At 52.2% G+C, this 19,574-nt stretch carries 15 protein-coding genes; 5 read left to right on the forward strand and 10 right to left on the reverse strand.

From position 1 onward, the window contains the following. Positions 1-135: 135 nt before the first annotated feature. The 7 genes from VN23_RS19360 to VN23_RS19390 all read right to left on the reverse strand — a co-directional run bounded on the left by VN23_RS19360 (position 136) and on the right by VN23_RS19390 (position 7,435). Positions 136-753 carry a UPF0149 family protein gene (locus tag VN23_RS19360; protein ID WP_046351924.1) on the reverse strand — a complete coding sequence of 206 codons (618 nt, stop codon included), beginning with the start codon at positions 751-753 and terminating at the stop codon, positions 136-138. Between the two features lie 193 nt (positions 754-946). Then, positions 947-2,281, reverse strand: coding sequence for a tRNA (N6-isopentenyl adenosine(37)-C2)-methylthiotransferase MiaB (gene miaB, locus VN23_RS19365; RefSeq protein WP_046351925.1), 1,335 nt, complete (start codon positions 2,279-2,281; stop codon positions 947-949). A gap of 141 nt (positions 2,282-2,422) precedes the next feature. Continuing rightward, the gene (locus tag VN23_RS19370) at positions 2,423-2,749 is read right to left on the reverse strand and encodes a hypothetical protein (protein ID WP_046351926.1); all 327 of its coding nucleotides are present in this window, start codon (positions 2,747-2,749) and stop codon (positions 2,423-2,425) included. Between the two features lie 225 nt (positions 2,750-2,974). Then, positions 2,975-4,123: a glycerate kinase gene (locus tag VN23_RS19375; protein WP_046351927.1), complete on the reverse strand. Its 1,149-nt coding sequence runs from the start codon at positions 4,121-4,123 to the stop codon at positions 2,975-2,977. A gap of 15 nt (positions 4,124-4,138) precedes the next feature. Beyond that, entirely contained in the window at positions 4,139-5,395 is a 1,257-nt protein-coding gene (locus VN23_RS19380; protein WP_046351928.1) for a GntP family permease, read from the reverse strand. 149 nt (positions 5,396-5,544) lie between these two features. Beyond that, on the reverse strand, positions 5,545-6,690 hold the full coding sequence (locus VN23_RS19385; protein WP_046351929.1) for a sugar diacid recognition domain-containing protein: 1,146 nt from the start codon (positions 6,688-6,690) through the stop codon (positions 5,545-5,547). Positions 6,691-6,712: 22 nt separating this feature from the next. After that, the gene (locus VN23_RS19390) at positions 6,713-7,435 is read right to left on the reverse strand and encodes an ArsR/SmtB family transcription factor (protein ID WP_231743308.1); all 723 of its coding nucleotides are present in this window, start codon (positions 7,433-7,435) and stop codon (positions 6,713-6,715) included. 84 nt (positions 7,436-7,519) lie between these two features. Here VN23_RS19390 and VN23_RS19395 point away from each other — a divergent pair, with 84 nt between their 5' ends. The 5 genes from VN23_RS19395 (at position 7,520) to VN23_RS19415 (ending at position 13,975) form a co-directional block, all read left to right on the forward strand. After that, positions 7,520-8,635 carry a cytochrome P450 gene (locus VN23_RS19395; protein ID WP_052746587.1) on the forward strand — a complete coding sequence of 372 codons (1,116 nt, stop codon included), beginning with the start codon at positions 7,520-7,522 and terminating at the stop codon, positions 8,633-8,635. A gap of 423 nt (positions 8,636-9,058) precedes the next feature. Further along, the gene (locus VN23_RS19400; protein WP_046351931.1) at positions 9,059-9,397 is read left to right on the forward strand and encodes an antibiotic biosynthesis monooxygenase family protein; all 339 of its coding nucleotides are present in this window, start codon (positions 9,059-9,061) and stop codon (positions 9,395-9,397) included. Positions 9,398-9,513: 116 nt separating this feature from the next. Then, positions 9,514-10,665 (forward strand): macrolide transporter subunit MacA, encoded by a 1,152-nt coding sequence (macA, locus tag VN23_RS19405; RefSeq protein ID WP_046351970.1) that lies wholly within the window; start codon positions 9,514-9,516, stop codon positions 10,663-10,665. A 2-nt stretch (positions 10,666-10,667) separates the two neighbouring features. Next, positions 10,668-12,620 carry a macrolide ABC transporter ATP-binding protein/permease MacB gene (macB, locus tag VN23_RS19410; RefSeq protein WP_046351932.1) on the forward strand — a complete coding sequence of 651 codons (1,953 nt, stop codon included), beginning with the start codon at positions 10,668-10,670 and terminating at the stop codon, positions 12,618-12,620. A 2-nt stretch (positions 12,621-12,622) separates the two neighbouring features. After that, positions 12,623-13,975, forward strand: coding sequence for an efflux transporter outer membrane subunit (locus tag VN23_RS19415; protein WP_046351933.1), 1,353 nt, complete (start codon positions 12,623-12,625; stop codon positions 13,973-13,975). A 163-nt stretch (positions 13,976-14,138) separates the two neighbouring features. Here VN23_RS19415 and VN23_RS19420 read toward each other — a convergent pair whose 3' ends face one another. The 3 genes from VN23_RS19420 to VN23_RS19430 all read right to left on the reverse strand — a co-directional run bounded on the left by VN23_RS19420 (position 14,139) and on the right by VN23_RS19430 (position 19,571). After that, positions 14,139-15,842, reverse strand: a complete 1,704-nt coding sequence (locus VN23_RS19420) for a methyl-accepting chemotaxis protein (RefSeq protein ID WP_046351934.1) — start codon at positions 15,840-15,842, stop codon at positions 14,139-14,141. A 433-nt stretch (positions 15,843-16,275) separates the two neighbouring features. After that, complete coding sequence (locus VN23_RS19425; RefSeq protein ID WP_046351935.1) at positions 16,276-17,505, reverse strand: TIGR03862 family flavoprotein; 1,230 nt, start codon at positions 17,503-17,505, stop codon at positions 16,276-16,278. A 197-nt stretch (positions 17,506-17,702) separates the two neighbouring features. Next, entirely contained in the window at positions 17,703-19,571 is a 1,869-nt protein-coding gene (locus tag VN23_RS19430; protein ID WP_046351936.1) for a flagellin N-terminal helical domain-containing protein, read from the reverse strand. Between the last annotated feature and the right edge of the window lie 3 nt (positions 19,572-19,574).

Genomic DNA, 19,574 nt, shown 5'->3' on the forward strand with positions numbered 1-19,574 from the left:
CTGTAGACACAGAGACCGGTGAGCACACAGAGCACACAGAGAAAAGAACAAACTCTCAGGGTTTTCTCTGTTTTCTCCGTGTGCTCTTTTAGCTCTGTGTCTACAGGTTTAGGGCTTTTACTTTGGCATTACTTGTTAGTGCATATGTTTTGGCACTTCGCGGCGTTCTAGCCAGAATGTGCGGATTTCCGGAATGATATCGACCAGTGACGCGGCCACTTCGTGTTCGAATTCGGCCATATCTTGTCCATCGCTTTCCAGATTGGCGCGGCCTTCGTCGTCTGCGCAAACTAGAATCGGGTAGACAAGCTGGGCGTATTCTTCGTCGTCCATCATTTCTTGCCAAGCATCCGGGTTCATCGATGTACCCAGCGTAAAGCCGTAGCACCATTGCTGCGAGATATCCTGACCGCTTTCTTCGTCTACATACACAATGGGGCTAAATGCGTTTTCAGCGTCGGCCAGCTCGTCCATCAGCTGGTTATATAGGCGCAGAATCAGGCCTTCGATTCGCTCTTTCTCTTCGTTTGAAGCAAATTTCGGGCGTTCGCCATTTTCGCCCCAAACCTGAGCAAACCATTTATCTGCAGCGATTTCTTCTGGGCCAATCAGTTGCGCAGTTAAAAAACCATGCAACATGGATAAATCCATTGCTTGTTCCGGGGCCGCATCAGATTCTAAAAAATCGGCCAATAGGTCGAGGTCGTCGTCGCTTAGTACGGCAAAAAGTTCAGCATCTTTTGGCGATAGCATGGTGTTTTCCTTGGGTAATGCGTATTAGGGTAAGGCTTGTAGGACTACATCCTAATACTTTTGGCGGGCGCGTTGATGACACGCGGTAATTAATATCTAATAAAGCTTCAAATATCTAATAAGTCATTGTAGGGCGAGAGAAACCGGCCGTATTTTTAAATAAGCAAAAACGGCGGCCAGCACTCAAAAGTAGTTACTTCACAACAATCTCGCCCTTCAGGCTATGCGGGAAGGTTTCGGTGATCAGCACTTCTACAAACTGATTGATCAGGCGCGGGTTACCGGCAAAGTTCACAATGCGGTTGTTATCCGTGCGGCCTGCCAGCTCTTGCAGCTCGGGGTTTTTACGCGCCATGCCTTCTACTAGCACGCGTTGCACGGTGCCGATCATATTTTTGTTTACGTCCAGCGCCAGCTCGTCGATGCGGGTTTGCAGGCGTCTGAGGCGAGTGAGTTTTAGCTCTTCAGGCACATCGTCCGGTAAATCTGCAGCAGGTGTGCCGGGGCGGCGGCTGTAAACAAAGCTGAACGAGGCATCAAAGCCCACATCGTTAATCAGCTTCATGGTGCGTTCAAAATCGTCTTCTGTTTCGCCAGGAAAGCCCACAATAAAGTCAGAGCTAAGGCAAATATCAGGGCGGGCGTCTTTAAGTTTGCGCACCAGCGATTTGAATTCCAGCGTGGTGTAGCCGCGTTTCATATTCACTAACACACGATCTGATCCCGCTTGCACAGGCAAATGCAGGTGTGAGACGAGTTTGGGTAGGGTGCGATAGCAATCTACAATCCGCTGGGTCATTTCACGCGGATGACTGGTGGTGTAGCGCATGCGCTCGATGCCTGGAATTTCGTGTACGTATTCGAGCAGGGTAGCAAAGTCGGCTACTTCGCCATCTTCCATTGGTCCGCGATAGGCGTTTACATTTTGCCCAAGCAGGGTGATTTCTTTCACGCCTTGCGCGGCAAGGCCAGCCACTTCGGCCAGCACTTCTTCAAATGGGCGGCTAAATTCGGTACCGCGTGTATAAGGCACCACGCAGAACGAGCAATACTTGCTGCAACCTTCCATGATCGATACAAAGGCCGTGGCACCTTCGACGCGTGCAGGTGGCATATTGTCGAATTTTTCAATTTCAGGGAAAGAAATATCCACCTGAGAAACACCGCTGCTGCGGCGCTGGGCAATCAAATCAGGCAGGCGGTGCAGGGTTTGCGGGCCAAACACCATATCCACATAGGGCGCACGTTTTACAATGGCCGCGCCTTCTTGCGAGGCCACACAGCCACCTACACCAATCAATAGATTAGGATTTTTAAGCTTGAGCTCTCGCACACGGCCAAGATCTGAGAAGACTTTTTCCTGAGCTTTTTCGCGCACGCTACAGGTGTTAAACAAAATCACATCGGCTTCTTCGACATTGTCGGTCTGCGTTAAGCCTTCGGATGCGTGCAGTACGTCGGCCATTTTGTCCGAATCGTATTCGTTCATTTGGCAGCCAAAGGTCTTAATAAATACTTTCTTGCTCATTTGATACGTGCTCTGTTTGTAGATGCTGCGGGACATATTGCGTTGACTTTAAGTCTTATCAACTTAATTACAAGGCTAAATCTTTTATGCTTGTGTAGGGCGTCGCGGTTTTCACACGCCCTACGAGCGAGTCATTGCAGGTTATTCTGTGATGATCGTTTTAGGGCGGGCTTTTAATGTGGCTACTTCATCATTGGTGAGCAGCCAGATACGCCAGATATTGCCGGAGGTAGGCTCTAACTGATACCAGATCGATGCTTTTTGCGGCGTTTGGTTTTGCATAATCAGGGCATTATTGATGCCGTAGATTCTAAGTCCCGGTGCGGTGCGGTAGAGCTTGCCATCAATTTTGACTTCAGGCAGTGCAGCGGCTTCCAGATCTCCCAACAGGCCTTGGTTGGGTAGGCTACGAGCGGCATAACTATGGCTGCTGATTGCAAGCGCTAGCCAAAACAAGAACTTAGGCATGGGGATTCTCGCTAGTAAAACCCGCAATGCTAACAAGCTCGGGGGCGTATTGAAAGCTTAGACTGATTTGCGTGAGTGTGAAAACTGGATTTATTGTGCGGATCAAGGGTTTTTTGATGATAAAGCAAGGGATGGTCTGCAGCAAAACCCAAATTTTGAAATATAGAGTTCACCCAGAATATGGGGCTCAAGCGGCTAGCCCGATGGGAGTCGGGCTGTTGACGTTTATAATTTAGGCAACCCTTGAGCCAGCTTAATGGTGGCTGCGATGTTTCTGGCACAGAGCCTTACATTTTCTGCGGCATGAGCGAGTGCTTCTTCAATCGATACTGCGCGGTTGAGCACGCTGAATACGGCCTCAATGCCATGTTGGTGCACCACACCGACATCGGGGCTGAGGCAGCCTGCAATTCCGATAACGGGGATATTAAACACCTTGGCCATTTGTGCCACGCCCATTGGCGTTTTGCCGTGGATAGTTTGGCTATCCATGCGGCCCTCGCCAGTAATCACTAAATCTGCACCTTGCAACAGAGCGGCAAATTGCACGGATTCCAGCACGATTTCTACGCCGAGGCGCAGGCTGGCATTTAAAAACGCCAGTGCCGCCGCGCCCATTCCGCCTGCTGCGCCAGCGCCCTTGGCGTGTGCCACTTCAATGCCTAAGTCCTGATTGATTTGCTTGGCGTAATGGGCAAGGCCAGCATCGAGCAGGGCGACCATTTCAGGAGTGGCGCCTTTTTGCGGGCCAAAGATGGCCGCTGCGCCCTGCTCGCCAATCAGTGGGTTGTCTACATCGCAAGCCACTTCAAATTTGCAATCCTGAATGCGTTTATCAATGGTGCTAAGGTCAATGTGTGCGAGTTGGGCCAGATCTGCGCCGCCAAAAGCCAGCGGTTTACTTGCCGTGTTTAAAAATCGCCCACCTAAAGCCTGCACCATGCCCACGCCGCCATCCACCGTCGCGCTGCCGCCTATGCCCAGAATAATATGCCTTGCGCCTTGGTCCAGTGCGGCCAGAATCAGCTCGCCAGTGCCGTAGCTGGTGGTGAGCATGGGGTTGCGCAATGGGGGGGGCACTAGGCTTAAGCCGCTGGCCGCAGCCATTTCGATGATCGCTGTATGGCCATCGCCAGACAGGCCAAAGAATGCAGGCACGCATTCACCAAGCGGGCCGGTGACTGTTTGCAGAATAATCCGCCCGCCCGTGGCGGCAACCATGGCTTCCACCGTGCCTTCGCCGCCATCGGCTACCGGCACTTTTATATATTGCGCATCGGGCAGTACTTCTTTGAAACCGGCTTCAATTTGCGTCGCCACTTCAAGGGCGGAGAGGCTTTCTTTGTAGGAGTCGGGGGCTATTACAATTTTCATCATCAACTCCAATACTTAAAATTTGAATACACCAAAAATCAGCGTAGAGACAATCGTAATCGACAAGCCAACCGCTGTTTCGTAAGGAATGACTTTCAGCCGCTCGGTGATACTCATATTGACTGCACCGCCCGTAGCGTGAAAGAAGCTACCGTGTGGCATATGATCAAACACGGTAGAGCCTGCGTGGATCATGGCGGCGCCGGCAAGGGCAGGTACGGCCAGCTCGAGCAGCGTGCTGCTGAATACTTGCGATGCAACCACGGTGCCTGCGGTGGTGGAGGCGGTGGCCAGCGACATCAGCGCGCCGGATATTGGGGCCAGCATATAGGCGGGCAGGCCGGAGCTTTGTAGCGCCTCGATCAGCACCGTTTTAAGGCTGGACGCGCCGATAATCCCGGCCAAGGTACCCGTACCCAGCAGCATAATCGCCACCGGAGCCATGCGGCCTAAGCCCGCTACGGCAAATTGATTGCTGTCTTTAAAGCGGCCCATCGCCAGCGCACCAAGTAAGCCGCCAAGGGGCAGGGCGAGCAGAGGGTCGATCACTATGCCAAAGATAGGGCGAAGCGAGAGCAGGATAATCGCCACCAGCGGGGCAACAATGGCGGAGGCAAAGGAAGGCAGCGCGTTACGATCAAAGGCGACCACTTCGGCCGCTTCAACTTTACTGCCTTTATTGACCAGCTTTTTAGCAATGAAATAGGCAACGACTAAACCAACCAGCCCCGGCACTATTCCCGCTGCCATCACCGAGGTGAGCGGTACATGAAAAGCGTCGGCCGCCGCAATCGCATTCGGGTTGGGCGACATCACATTGCCTGCTTTGCCGCCGCCTATCATAGCCAGCAGAATCGCCATTTTGGACAGATCGGCCTGCCGCGCAATCGCGAGGGCAATTGGGGCGACGGTAATCACCGCCACATCAATAAACACGCCAACGGCGGTTAAAATCATGGTGGCGATTGCTAAGGCCAGAAGTGCGCGGGTTTCGCCTACTTTTTTGACGATGGTATCGGCAATACTGGCCGCAGCGCCTGATTCGATCAGGACTCCCGCCAAGACCCCTGCCGCTAGAATTCGCATGACGGCAGGGATAATTCCTTTTGCGCCGCCCATCATTAAATTAACGGTGGAGCTTAAATCTACCCCACCCACAATTCCGCCAACCAAAGCACCGACAATCATGCCGTAGGCGGGGGGCACTTTTCGTAAAATCAGAAAAATGGCAACAACGAGCGCACTGAGCGCGCCTAAAGTGCTGACTTCCATCGCTTGAAACTCCTGTTCAGGCTGGGTATTGCGGATAGCGGATGTTGAACAGGATAAACGCTCGGCTATGTCATATCTTCGTGCGGATGCCTATAAATTAACGAGAGAAATTGCTATATTTCAGTGCTTTATCACAGCTAACAGCAGGCCTAGCCGATTTGCAAAGCGGCATAGAGCAAAAATCGCTCGTCTGTTTTGTTGAGATTCAGGCCGGTAATGGCCTCGATCCGGCTCAGGCGATAATCTAGTGTGTTGCGATGAATATGCAAAAATTGCGCTGTTTCTACGGGGCGGGTATCGCAGGCAAACCATGCTGCCAGCGTTTTACGCAGCTGGCCATTACTATCCTGGCGCTCAAGATTTTTAAGTGGAATACGCAGCTGCGCGGCTTGCCAGCCTGAATTTAATCCGGCCAGCAGCACCGGCAAGCTTAAATCCTGATAAAAAAAACAGGCTTGCTCCGGGTGGCGTGTCTTGCCGATTTGCAAGGTGGTGATAGCGCTTTGATAAGACAGCGCCACGGCATTGGTGGCACTAAAATATTGCCCTAGCGCGATACGTACCCCCAGTCTGCTTTTGCTGGCGACCCGTGCGAGTAAATCATGTACGCGCAGCCGGTGCTCTTGCGGGTTCCAGCGGGCTTGGTGATCTAAGGCCGGTTTGAGCACCACTAACTCGGTTAAAGAAACGGTGGCAACCAGATTGTCGCGCTCTGGCGTACTTAGTAGGGTTTGCAGCTCTTGCAACTCGGCCAAAGCGGCATCAATGCCTAGCGTGCCGCTATCTACTTCAATCACCGCCACTACGCGCGGACGCTGAATATCTACACCCAGCTTTTGCGCCCAAGCTTCTAAGTCTGAATGCGGCGCGGCTTCGCCTTTGATCAGTTGCAAAACTAGCTCTTCGCGGTAACGGGTGTCACGTCCCAGTGCCTGAATCAGCCTTGCTTGCTCCAAGCTCATTTCAGCCGTCATTCGCACCAACTCGCCATAGTGGCGCACCGCATCGGGCTGGCCGGTGATACCGACCACGCCCACAATTTGCCCAGCAAGGCGCAAAGGTAAATTCACACCGGGGCGCACGCCATGCAGTTGCTGCGCCATGGCGTCGTCAATTTCTACCGTACGCTGCTGAGATAACGCCAGCAAAGCGCCTTCATGCTGCTCGCCCAGCCGATCTGCATCGCCACTGCCAATCACCGTGCCCGAGGCGTCGATTACATTCACATTGCTGCCAATAATCGCCATGGTGCGATTAACGATTTCTTGCGCAAGAGCGGCATTGAGTAGAGACATAGCGGGCCTAAAAGTAAGGGGGTTACACAGTGACGCCAAAAAGATCTTTCATGGCATTTTGGCCAGCACGGCTGATTTGTAGGCGGCGGCTATCTAAATCTTGCTCTACCCAGCCGCGTTTTTTGGCTAGGAGTAGCAGCGCCGCACCGAGTGCACCACCTAAATGGGGGCTGCGCTCGCTCCAATCGAGGCAGGCGCAGGCAAAGCGGCGGCGTTTTTTTACCAGCTCAGGCAAATCCACGCCAAGTTTACTCAGGGCCTGTTGGCCTTGCTCGCTTAAAACATACTGGGATGCATCGCCATCGCTTGCCTGCAGCCAGCCCATGACAAATAAGCGATCGTGTAATTGCACCGCCACCGTCCCTGCCATATGGTCGTAGCAGGTGCGCGCTGATTGCAAATAATGGGGAGTGTTGGGGCTAAAGGGCGTTTTAGGTGTGTTTGAAATTACTAGCAGTGCTTCAAGTGCCGATGCCACATCGTGATTATGCAGGCTGTAGTAGCGATGCCTGCCTTGAGTCAGCATGCTGACAAGTTGCTCGGCTTTCAATCGCGCTAAATGGGCACTGGCCGTGGATGCGCTCACTTCCCCAACGATGGCCAGCTCGGTGGCGGTACGGGCTTTGCCATCGAGCAAGCTACAAAGCATTCTGGCGCGGGCAGGTTCGGCAATGGCTGCTGCAACACTGGCTAGGCGGGAGTCTTCCATGATGAGTTCCAAGGCGTGCTGAGTAGGGTGGCGCATTCCATGTTTCGCTCTGGAGCGAAGTAAGGTATGGCGGCAATCTACACAATATCCCCTTGATTAAACAAGCATGGATGGAATGCGATGGTTTCTACAAGGATTCACCCGCTCGCTGCGGCGGCCCATGCTCACCCTTATGTCTATTACGCGGTACTGAGGGATGAAGCGCCTATCTTCTTTGATACGGAGCACAAAATATGGGTGGTGAGCAGGGCAGATTTAATTATGGAGCTGATGCAAAGCCCGCATTGCGTGGTGTGCCCGCCAAACGAGCCGGTCCCTGCAGCCATTGTTGGAATGCCAGCGGCTGAAGTATTTGCACGCCTGATTCGGATGAACGAGGGGCAGGCGCATCTGCATTTAAAGCAGGCTATCCAGCGCAACTTAGCCTTGGTTGATACGGCGTGTTTGCCACAGCTCGTTAAAAAATGGCGCTCATCGGAGTGCGACTTGTACGCGCTTTGTCATTTTGTGCCGGTGGCGGTATTGGCTGACCTACTGGGTTTTACACCAGATACCCAGCCCGAAATAATGGGCTGGATTGCCGATTTTGTGGCTTGTCTTTCTCCTTTAAGCCGTGATGCAGACCTTGCCAGGGCAAGCGTGGCTGCGCAGTGTTTATTGGTGCATTTCACTGGAGCTTTGGAGGGGGATTTGCCGCAAGGCAGTGTGCTGGCTCATCTTTTACAAAATTCAGATGACATCGATCACCAAGCGCTGCTGGCTAATTTAATCGGCCTGCTTTCGCAAAGTTATGAAGCAACGGCGGGCCTGCTTGGCAATTGCCTGATTGCGTTACAGCAGCATGGAGCTGTAGCGATTTTATCGCTGACTTCTTTTGTTGAGGAAGTCGCTCGCTACGATCCATCTGTGCAAAACACCAGGCGTTTTGTGGTGCAAGACTTCGAAATCCACGGTCAGCTTTTGCGAAAAGGCGACGCTGTATTGCTGCTCCTTGCGGCTGCTAATCGTGATGCTGCCTTTAATGTAAAGGGCGATGATTTTGTACTAAACCGCGCAGCTCGCCGTAGCCTGAGCTTCGGCCATGGCCGGCATGGCTGTCCCGGGCAGGCGCTGGCAATCAAAATAACGACAGCAATTTTGAGCGACTACCTAGCTGAGCGAGATACAGCAGGGCCCTTACAATGGATATATCAAGCCTCAGTCAATGGGCGCATTCCGAGGTTTATTAGTACCTGATATTACGCAGCGATCATCTTTTTAGTGCCTTCGGCACGTTGATTTTGGAGCGGTAGCCACCGCGGGGCCTTCCTTTCTTGCTTCGCCAAGAAACGAAGCCAAGCGACAAATTCAAAAACACGAAAGCTCCTGCGCTGCGGACAATCGAGTCGGCGGCGGGCGGGATTGGCTCGTTCCTCGCTCCCTTGGCGAAACCCCGCCCCGCTTGTTCCTCGCTCCGGCGTGTTTCAAGGGGAGATTTAAGCCCCGTGCCACTAGCAGCGATACGAATCCTAATTGCTGGGTTTTGAAATACTTAAAGCCTAAGAAAAAAACTTAACTCAAGACATATTTTTCCTCCGTGAAATTCCGTTTTCTCTGTGCCCTCCGTGGTTCAAGATTTGGGTTTTACTGAGCAACATCGCTTATTCAAAAGGACTCCCCATGATTGCCGTAATTTTTGAAGTTTGGCCTGCGCAAATGCAGGAATACTTGTGCATTGCTGCTGATTTACGCAGTGAATTGGCCCAGCAGGATGGTTTTATTTCTATAGAGCGTTTTAGCAGCCTGAGCGAGCCTAATAAGCTGCTTTCTTTGTCTTTTTGGCGCGATGAGGCGGCGGTGAAGGCTTGGCGTTGTAGTGCAAAGCATCAGGGTGCGCAATCGCTTGGCCGACAGAAAGTTTTTGCAGATTACCGCCTGCGCGTGGCTCTGGTTACACGGGATTATGGCTTGAACGAGCGCGATCAGGCTCCAGAAGATAGCTTGATCTTGCACGGCTGAATTGGGTGATCCTGTCGTTAAAGTATGCGGCCGTGCTACTTTTTTACGACAAAGAATGATTGCATCAAATGTTATGCTTGCCATCTTGTTTTATCTACTGGCTGGAAGAAAACGCGATGGCTTGGAAGTTTAAACGTTGGTCTTGGTTGCGAATTGCAATGGTTTTGCTCCTGCTGGCTTTGCTGGGCTGGGGAGTAAAGGCGATTTTCTTCCCAAGTAAGGCAGCTCCTCAGTACACCACGGCCAAGGTGGCGAAGGCTGATTTAGAAAATGCAGTGCTGGCGACGGGCACTTTGCAGGCTTTTCGTAAGGTGGACGTGGGCGCGCAGGTTTCCGGACAGTTGCAAAAGCTGGACGTTGAGCTGGGGGACAGAGTAAAGAAAGGCCAGCTCTTGGCAACAATTGATCCAGAGTTGGCGCAAAACGAGGCGCTGAATGCAGAGGCTTCTTTGGAAGGATTGCTCGCGCAAAGGCAATCGACTCTGCTGCAATTAGAGCAGGCCAAAATTGAGCTGGCCCGCCAGCAAACCATGCTGAGCCGGGAAGCCACATCCAAGCAGGCGGTAGAAGATGCGAGCTTAAAGCAAAGAACGCTGCAATCAGATTTGGCGCAGCGCGATGCCGATATCAAAAAAGCCAAGCTCACGCTTGATTCATCTAAAACCCGCCTTGGCTACACCCGTATTCTTGCGCCGATTGATGGCGAAGTAGCGGCGATTACTACGCTGGAGGGCCAGACTGTGATTGCGGCCCAGCAAGCGCCTAATCTTTTAACCTTGGCCGATTTAGACACCATTACCGTTAAAGCGCAGATTTCTGAGGCGGATGTGATGAAAGTTCACGCCGGGCAAGTGGTGTATTTCACCACCTTGGGCCAGCCGGATAAGCGCTATTACGGCAAGCTGCGTGCGATTCAGCCGACCCCAGAGAAAGTCAATAACGCAATTTTTTATAATGCACTGTTTGAAGTGCCCAATCCAACACACGCACTGCGTCAGGATATGACCGCGCAGGTGGCGATTGTGCTGGAGCACGCAAAAAGTGTTTTAAGTATTCCCACCATTGCCTTAGGGGCCAAGGCTAAAGATGGCCGCTATACCGTGAGGGTGGTGGGCGTGGATGGCATTGCGGTCGATAGGCAGATCAAAACTGGCCTGAATAATAATGTGCAGGTGCAAGTGCTCGAAGGCTTAAAAGAAGGTGATCTGGTGGTCACAGGCGATGCGGCCTTGGGTAAATCAGAAGCTTCTGTGTCGATTGGAGCATAGCCGTGCGTAAGCCTCTTTTAGAGCTCGCCAATATTGTGCGCAGCTTTCCGGCTGGCGACAGCGAAGCGGTGGTGCTGGATCAGGTTAATCTTTGTATTCATGCCGGTGAAATGGTGGCAATTGTGGGCGCTTCCGGCTCGGGCAAATCCACCTTGATGAATATTCTGGGCTGCCTGGATAAGCCGACTTCGGGCACTTATCAGGTGAATGGCCGCGATGTATCCGGCCTTGATAGTGATGAGCTGGCAGGGCTGCGGCGGGATCGTTTTGGTTTTATTTTTCAGCGCTACCATTTATTGCCGCACCTATCTGCGCAGGGCAATGTGGAAATGCCTGCGGTTTATTCTGGGCTGGCTAAGGATGCGCGGCAGGATAGAGCCAAAGCTTTACTCCGTCGCCTTGGTTTAAGCGATAAATTTGGGCACCGCCCCAGCCAGCTTTCTGGTGGTCAGCAGCAGCGGGTGAGTATTGCCCGCGCTTTGATGAATGGCGGCGAAGTGATTCTGGCTGATGAGCCAACCGGTGCGCTGGACAGCCATAGCGGTGAAGAAGTGATGAATATCCTGCGCGAGCTGCACGCGCAGGGCCACACCGTGATTATTGTTACCCACGATCATAAAGTGGCCGATTGCGCCGAGCGCATTGTAGAGATCAGCGATGGCCGCATTATTAGCGACCGCAGTAAGCCAGTTGAAGTATTGGTGGAAGGCAAAATTGCGCCGCACGGGCGGGAAGTTAAATCGCTAAGGGTGGTGCTGGATCGCTTTCTGGCCGCTTTAAATATGGCTTGGCGGGCAATGTCGGCGAATCGGATGCGTACCTTGCTTACTATGCTGGGCGTGGTGATTGGCATTACTTCGGTGGTGTCGATTGTGGCGATTGGCGAGGGGGCTAAGCGCAAGATTCTGCAAAATATTGGTGAAATTGGCAGCAATACGATGAATATTTTCCCCGGTAAAGACTGGGGAGACGACAGGGCGGGTAGTCTGCGCTCCTTGCTGCCGGGGGATATTACCGCGCTGCAAGCGATGCCTTTTATTGATAGCGTCACCCCAAGCACCAGCGCCAGTTTGCGCTTGCGCCATCGCGCCTTGGATATCGGGGCCAGCGTGAGTGGGGTGGGCGAGTATTATTTTCGGGTCAGTGGCTTGCAGCCTGCACTGGGGCGGTTTTTTAATAGTGAGGATGTGGCCTCTCAATCGCAGCTGGTGGTGATCGATCACAATACCCAGCGTAAATTATTCCCTAATGGGGCAGACCCGCTGGGGCAGGTGATTTTAGTGGGAAATCTACCGGCCACCGTGATTGGTGTGGCGGCAGAAAATAAGAGTGGCTTTGGTGGCGGCGGGCAATCTTTGCAAGTCTGGCTACCATTTACTACCACGGCTAATCGCCTGTTTGGCCAGCAATATTTTAACAATATCACCGTGCGGGTAAAGGATGGGCAATCGTCTGCCGCTGCCGAGCAAAGCATAGAAAAGCTACTCACGCTGCGACATGGCAGCAAGGACTTTTTTATCTACAACATGGATAGCGTCGTTAAAAAGATCGAGCAAACCAGCCAGATGCTGGCGCTGTTGCTATCGATGATTGCGCTGATTTCCCTTGTAGTGGGCGGGATAGGTGTGATGAATATTATGTTGGTATCGGTTACCGAGAGAACGCGTGAAATTGGCATTCGTATGGCGGTGGGCGCGCGGCAAAGCGATGTGATGCAGCAGTTTCTAACCGAATCGGTGCTGGTTTGCCTGATTGGTGGCGTGATTGGCGTGCTGCTCTCCTTGGGTATCGGTGCTTTGGTGCAATTTTTTGTGCCCGATTGGCAAATGATTTTCTCTCTTGGATCCTTTATCGCCGCCTTTATTTGCTCAACACTGATCGGCGTGTTCTTTGGCTTTCTGCCCGCTCGTAATGCCGCGCGTTTAGACCCGATTGAAGCCTTGGCGCGAGAATAAAAATGAAAAAAATCTTATTACTTTCAACGGTTTTCCTAAGTGCCTGTGGCTCCTTGCTGAGCCCCAGCCCTAATGTACCTTTACCCGCCGTGCCAGCCCAATGGGCTGAGCAAAATCAGGCAGCTGGCGTGTATCAGGGCGCGTGGTGGCTGGCGTTTCATGATGCAGCGCTAACGCAGCTAATCGACGATGCTTTACAAAGCAATGCTGATTTATCTATCGCGGCCATCAGGCTACGCCGCGCACATCTTCGGACCGGCGTGAGTGAACACGCGGCTTTGCCTGTATTGAGTGGCATTGGCGGGGCGAGTGTGAATCGCAGTTTTGACCCTGTGGTGAATCGCCAAAGCTACAACCTATCGGCCACGGCCAGCTATGAGTTTGATCTGTGGGGGCGTTTGGCGAGTGATAGAGCGGCAGCCAGAGAAGAGCGGATTGCTACTGAGGCTGACAGGCAGGCGCTTAAATTATCGATCTCTACATCGGTGGCCAGCCAATATTGGACGATTGCTTTGCTAGATCAGAAGCTAGCTGCTAGCACGCTTAATTTGCAGCAGCTCAGGCAAGTGCTGGCGATTGCTCAGGCTAAAAATCAGGCCGGGGCATTGGCAAAAAGCGAGGTGCTGAGCACTGAGCAAAGCTTGCTCAGTGAAGAAGCGAATCACACCCAGCTTTTGCAGCAAAGGAAAGCTGCGTTTTATAGCCTGAGTTTATTATTTGATCGGCCACCACAGAGTTTTACCTTGGCTGGAGCCAGCTTGCCGCAGGGTGATTTACCGGTTATTGCTGCTGGTTTACCCAGCGAAGTGCTAGGTCGTCGCCCCGATTTGCAAGCGATGGAGGCCAGATTAAGGGCGAGTTTGGCGCAAATTGATGTGGCCAGAGCCGCGTTTTACCCCAGCTTTTCGCTCACCACCAGCCTAGGTAGCAGTAGCTCTGCTTTAGCCGAGCTATTTCAGAGCCCTGTTGCATCCGCAGGGCTGAATTTGGCGCTGCCTTTTTTAGATTGGGAAAAGCATCAGCTGAATCTGGATATTAGTCGTACACAGTATGAAGAATTGCTCACTACATTCAGGCAAGGCCTCTATAAAGCGCTGGCCGAAACCGAGCAAGCACTGGATGCCAGAGCTCGCCTTGGTGAGCAAAATCAGCAGTTGGCTAAATCATTGGAATTGGCGGCGAAGCTGGATGGTATCGCCCAAGCGCGTTTTGAAGCTGGGGCCACAGATATTCAGCCTTGGCTAGACGCCGCCGCCCGTCGCCGTAGCGCTCAAACCAGCCTGCTACAAAATCATTTCGATCAGGCGAGTAATTTGTTGGCGATTTATAAGGCTTTGGGTGGGGCGGTGGAGTAGCAATCTTATCAACTTAAGTAAGACCAAAAGGAAATGATGCTTTTGTAGCTTGGGTTAGCTGGTTTATGCGCCTATTTAAAGGGCGGATAAATCAGCGTAACCCAAGCTACGAATTCACCTTAAGTTGATAGGATTGGGTTGATAGGAAGGCGTTCTTTTCGCGTCAAACCAAATGAAATTGCTGCATTTCTACAGAGAGCGCTTTGGATAGCTCTCGCAGGCGGCGGGCGTTGCCGGCGGCTTTTTCTACTGCACTGCTGCTGGCAGAGGCGAGCTGTGAAACGCGATCGATATTATCGACCACTTTATTTGCCTCTTGTGATTGCCGGTGCAGCGAGCTGCTGATATCGCTGATCACATCCCCCATTGCTCCTGCATCGATGCGTATGGTTTCAATGGCCGTGCCTGCGCGGCTGGCTAGCTCAACGCCTATTTCTACTTTGTTTACACCATTATTCATATGTACTGCCGTGTATTCAGTGCCTTCCTGAATTTTGCGTACCTTTTCGGTAATTTCCTGAGTGGAGCTGGCAGTGCGCTCGGCGAGTTTTCGTACCTCATCGGCGACGACGGCAAAGCCTCGCCCTTGTTCGCCAGCCCTCGCTGCCTCGATGGCGGCATTTAAGGCGAGCAAATTGGTTTGATCGGCAATGTCTCTGATGACCTGCACAATCACAGAGATTTGCTGGGCATGGCCAGTGAGCATAGCTACGCTGCCGGAGGCCTCTTGAACGGTGGCGGCGATGGTTTTGATGCTGTCTACCGTTTCACGGATGACTTGATCACCACGAGTTAGGGTATGGCTGGAAGACTTGGTCATATCGCTGGCATTGTTGGCGCTGCTTGATATTTGATTAATGCTGGCCACGAGCTGTTGTACGGTTTCGCGCATGGCGAGCATCGAGTCGGATTGATTTTTAACCAAATCTTCGGCTTCATCAGAAGCATTGCCAATGGCATCTGCGCCTCGCTCTATTTCCTGGGCGGCATGTGAAACTTGTTGCATGATGTGGCTGAGTTTGATTTGCATATCGCCCATCAGCGCCAGAAAGCTATCGGGAATACGGCCGCTCATTTCTATGCGGTGGGCAAAATCTCCTGCGGCCATGTAGCTAATATGCTGTCTGGCTTCCTCTACTGTGCCACCTATTGTATTGCGCAAGGCCACAAAGGTGCGCCACAGCATAAATAAGGTGGCGACCCCAACTAAAATAAAGATGATTTTAGCAATGCTCGCTAGTTGGTTGGCATCGAGTACGGCTTTTGCGGTACGTGCTTCAAGCAGGGTGTAAAACTCATCAATGGGCTGCATGATTTTGGCTTTATTTGCGTGATAAGTCTTATCGTGCATCATGGCCCGCGCCTTGGCGTAGCCTTCTTCGGCGCCTTCATCTGTTTTTTTGACTAAACCCATCGCTTCTACTTCGGTATTCACTAGGCCATCGGAGTTTTTCTTGGCTTCAGTGAGCTTGCCAAATTCCTCATCGGTAAAACCCAGCTCTTTCATCATTTCTAATAGAGGGCGTTTTACGGCGGAGTCTGCTCTTGGTGCGGTGCCTGTGGCGGCTACAAAATCCCAGTAGATACGGTTGTAGTTTTCTGGTCGTGCTTTGTCGCCATTACGAATCGCCAAAATATCCATATATTGCTTTTCATAAGCTGGATCGCGCGACACTACATAGGTGCGGGCTAGGCGGGTTAAATCGTCGGAAGATTGGCGCAGCTCATCGGCGAGTAAATAAGACTGATAGCGCTGCAAATTAGCTTCATCCACCCTGATATGCAGGCTGACATACACGGCAAATAAGATAACTAGCGTGATCAAACAGCCGATAGACGCCATCAGGTTTTTCTGGAAGGAAGACATTGCACACCACCATAGTGATTACTGTTCATATTCACTATGGATGAGCGGGCGTCACAAAGATGCCATGTATATGTCTTTGCTGACAGCAGGTCAAAAATGGTGGCTTAGAGGTGGGTTTTTCTGGCGGGAGACGGTTGTCTTTTTCCAGCAATATTGCATGGGCGGGTGGATTTTTTTACTTTTATTTAATTTTTTATGTAAGTAATTATTAAATTTGTAGCGGCGTGTATTTACCTGTTTTGAAAAAAACCAGCTGAGGTAGGGGAGGTTTTGCTATAGATGGGCTAATTTTTGCTAAAAATAGAGTGTTGCTAGGCATTTTAGTGAGGCCTAGCCCGAGCGTTGATTTACACGCTTTCTAACTTTATTTTTTTGACTATGAAATATTACATTAAGCCACGCTATATTTTATAGCATGGCTTAAGCTTGAATCTCAGCGGGCGTTTAAGTACTCCAATGCGCCCAGCCCAGCTTGCCTGCCGCTGGCAAGACAGGCGGTAATCAGATAGCCCCCGGTTGGCGCTTCCCAATCGAGCATTTCACCTGCGCAAAATACACCGGGGATTTTTTCCAGCATCAGTGCCGGGCTCATTGCCTCAAAGCACACGCCACCTGCGCTGCTGATTGCTTCGTCTATTGGGCGTGGGGCTAATAGTTTGAGCGGCAGGCCTTTAATGGCGGCGGCAAGCTTATTCATATCGTTAAAATCGTTCCGTGAAATTTCTTCACGCAGTAGGCCTGCTTTTACGCCCTCGATGCCTAATTTGCGGCGCAAATGGCTGGCCATTGAATCTGCGCCGCGTGGGCGCTTCAGGTCTTCTAATACACGCTCCAGCGATTTGCCTGGGGCCAGATCTAGCAAAATATCGGCACTGCCATTGGCTTTGATTTCATCACGGATGGCGGCTGAGAAAGTGTAAATTAAGCTGCCTTCCACGCCGCCCTTAGTCAGTACAAATTCACCTTGTTTACGCACGCCTTTAAATTCAATGGCCACGGCTTTCAGTGGTGAGCCAGCAAAGCGCTCGCTTAAGTGATCGCTCCAGCCAATATCAAAGCCGCAATTAGCAGCGCTTAAAGGCTCGATTACGACGCCCTTTTCTGCCAGCAGTGGTTGCCATAGGCCATCAGACCCTAACTTGGCCCAGCTTGCGCCCCCCAAGGCCAGAATGGTGGCGTCGCTGCTGTGGCTGATTTCGCCATCTGGCGTTGCAAAGCGCATTTGCTCGGCTTCATTCCAGCCCAGCCAGCGATGGCGTACATGAATGCGCACGCCGCTGCTACGCAACCTGGAAATCCACGCGCGTAATAGGGGGGCTGCTTTCATTTCTTTTGGAAACACACGGCCTGAGCTACCCACAAAGGTTTCAACACCCAGCCCATGTACCCATTCTTGCAAGGCATCGTTACCAAAGGCCGCCAGTAAAGGCTGTAGCTCGCTACTGTGCTTGCCATAGCGGGCTAGAAATGGCTCGGCAGATTCGGAGTGAGTGATATTCAAACCGCCCACACCAGCGAGCAAAAATTTACGGCCCACCGATGGCATCGCATCAAAAAGATCTACGTCTACCCCGCCTTGGCTAAGAATCTCGGCGGCCATCAGGCCAGCAGGGCCACCACCAATAATGGCGACAGATTTGCGGGGAGTAGAAATAGTGGTCATGACGAGCCTTACGGTAAAAGCGCCTGAAGATTAGGGCGGGTAGAGCAAACTAGGGAGAGCGATACAGATGTTTAAAAGCGATTGCTTCAGACTTATTGCATTGCATGAATTTGCTGCATTTTAGCAGATTAGCGCTGCGTATATGGCGGGCATAGTGAGCATTGCGTGCTGTGGCAGAGCTGGCTTGGGCTTGTGAATTAAAGCGCGCCTTTCAATAGTGCCATCACCATATAGGGCGTGGTATTGGCCTGGGCCAGCATGGCCGTGCCTGCCTGCTGCAAAATGCGGGCACGGGTGATGCTTCCGGTTTCGGCTGCAAAGTCAGCATCCCGGATGCGGCTGCGCGAGGCGCTTAGGTCTTCCAGCGAGTTTTGCATGCTCGATACCGCCCACGTAAAGCGATTTTGGTAAGCCCCTAAAGCGCTGCGGGCGCTATTGACGCTATCTAATGCACTATCGAGCGAGGAGATGGCTTTTTGCGCGTTTGCTGCCGTTAAAGTGTTTACTGAAGTAATACCCGCGATGGTGGCGATTGCGGTGGCGAGGGTAATGCCGGCTGTTAACCCCGCGTTTTCAGGGGCTGTTCCGGCAACGCTCAGGCCTTCTTCGCTAAAGCTTGTAAGCGTAACCGTGCCGCGATTAGTGGCTGCACTGCCACTGCTGGTTGCTGCCCCCGTGATATTGCGTGTGACGGATCCACTGCTACTGGAAATGCTGGTACTTGACGCGCCGGGCGTATTGTCATTAAGCACCACCGTGCCGCCACCATCCGAAACACTAAAATCACTCAGTGCGGCAGCGGTCAGCCCATTGCCTTGTGCCATCGATATGGCACTGCTGAGCGCCGATGAAACCGTTGCCGCATTATTGCTCGCGCCAGCGATATTCAAATCTACATGGCTGGCATCAACCACTGCTGATGCCAGCGCTGAATTGCGCACAGTAAAGCTGATCCCATTGACTGCAAACTGAGCACCAGCCCCTATACTGGCGGCAATATTAAATGTGTTTTGAGCCGCCACCGCCGCCGTTCCCTGAGAGCCTACAGCTCCAGCTGCCAAGCCTGTTTGGCTAAGAAACGCCGCTTTATTGGCGGCTGCAGTTGCTGCATTAGCGACCGTGCCGTTTAAACCAATATTAATATTGCGGCCATCCGCAGCGCTGATCGTCACAATGCCGGCACTGGCGCTTGCCGTTACACCGGTTTGCGCTGCAAAGCCTGCAATCGCATTGGCAAGGTTAGTGCCTTGGCTGCTGGCATCCGTGCCCGCGCTGACCGAGCCAATATCAACGCCATTGATGCTAAATGCAGCAATATTGCTAAATGAGCCGGGGGCTGCGCTAATTACTTTTGTGCTGGCACTAGCGCTGACGCCTGAGGTGGCCGAGGTGTCATTAATGGCCGAAGCAATCGCAAAAGCGCTATCTGCAGTCTGCCCTGCAGCAGCGCCCAGTATTGAAGCGTTGACCGACACATTATTCAGCAGCAAATCTCCAGCACTGAGCGAGGACGTGATCGCCTCGCTTTTGAGTGATGCCTCAAACGAAGAGCCTGTGCTGCCTAAGTGTGAGGTTTGCATATTACTGATCGAGCTAATGCTGATTGCATCGCCTGTGCCCACATAGAAAGAGCGCGAGTTAAAACTGCCATCTAGTAAGCGGATGTTATTAAAGTGGGTGGAGCTGGCAATGCGCTGGATTTCTGCGCTTAACTGCTGAACTTCATCATTCATTAATTTGCGATCAGCGCTTGATACCGGCGCATTGGCCGCTTGCACGGATAGCTCGCGCATGCGCTGCAAGCTATCGGATATCCCGCTCATCGCCCCTTCGGCCGTTTGCACCATCGAAATCCCATCGTTGGCATTACGAATCGATTGGCTCGTGCCATTGATTTTTGAAGACATACGGCTGCTAATCGCCAGCCCCGCTGCATCATCCTGCGCACGATTGATACGCAGGCCGGATGAAAGGCGATTTAAGGAAATAGCCAAAGCACTTTGCGACGTACTCAAGCTGCGCTGAGTACTGATTGCCGTAAGGTTGGTATTAAGGCTTATCGCCATTTT

It is taken from the genome of Janthinobacterium sp. B9-8, assembly GCF_000969645.2.
Taxonomy (GTDB): Bacteria; Pseudomonadota; Gammaproteobacteria; order Burkholderiales; family Chitinibacteraceae; genus Iodobacter.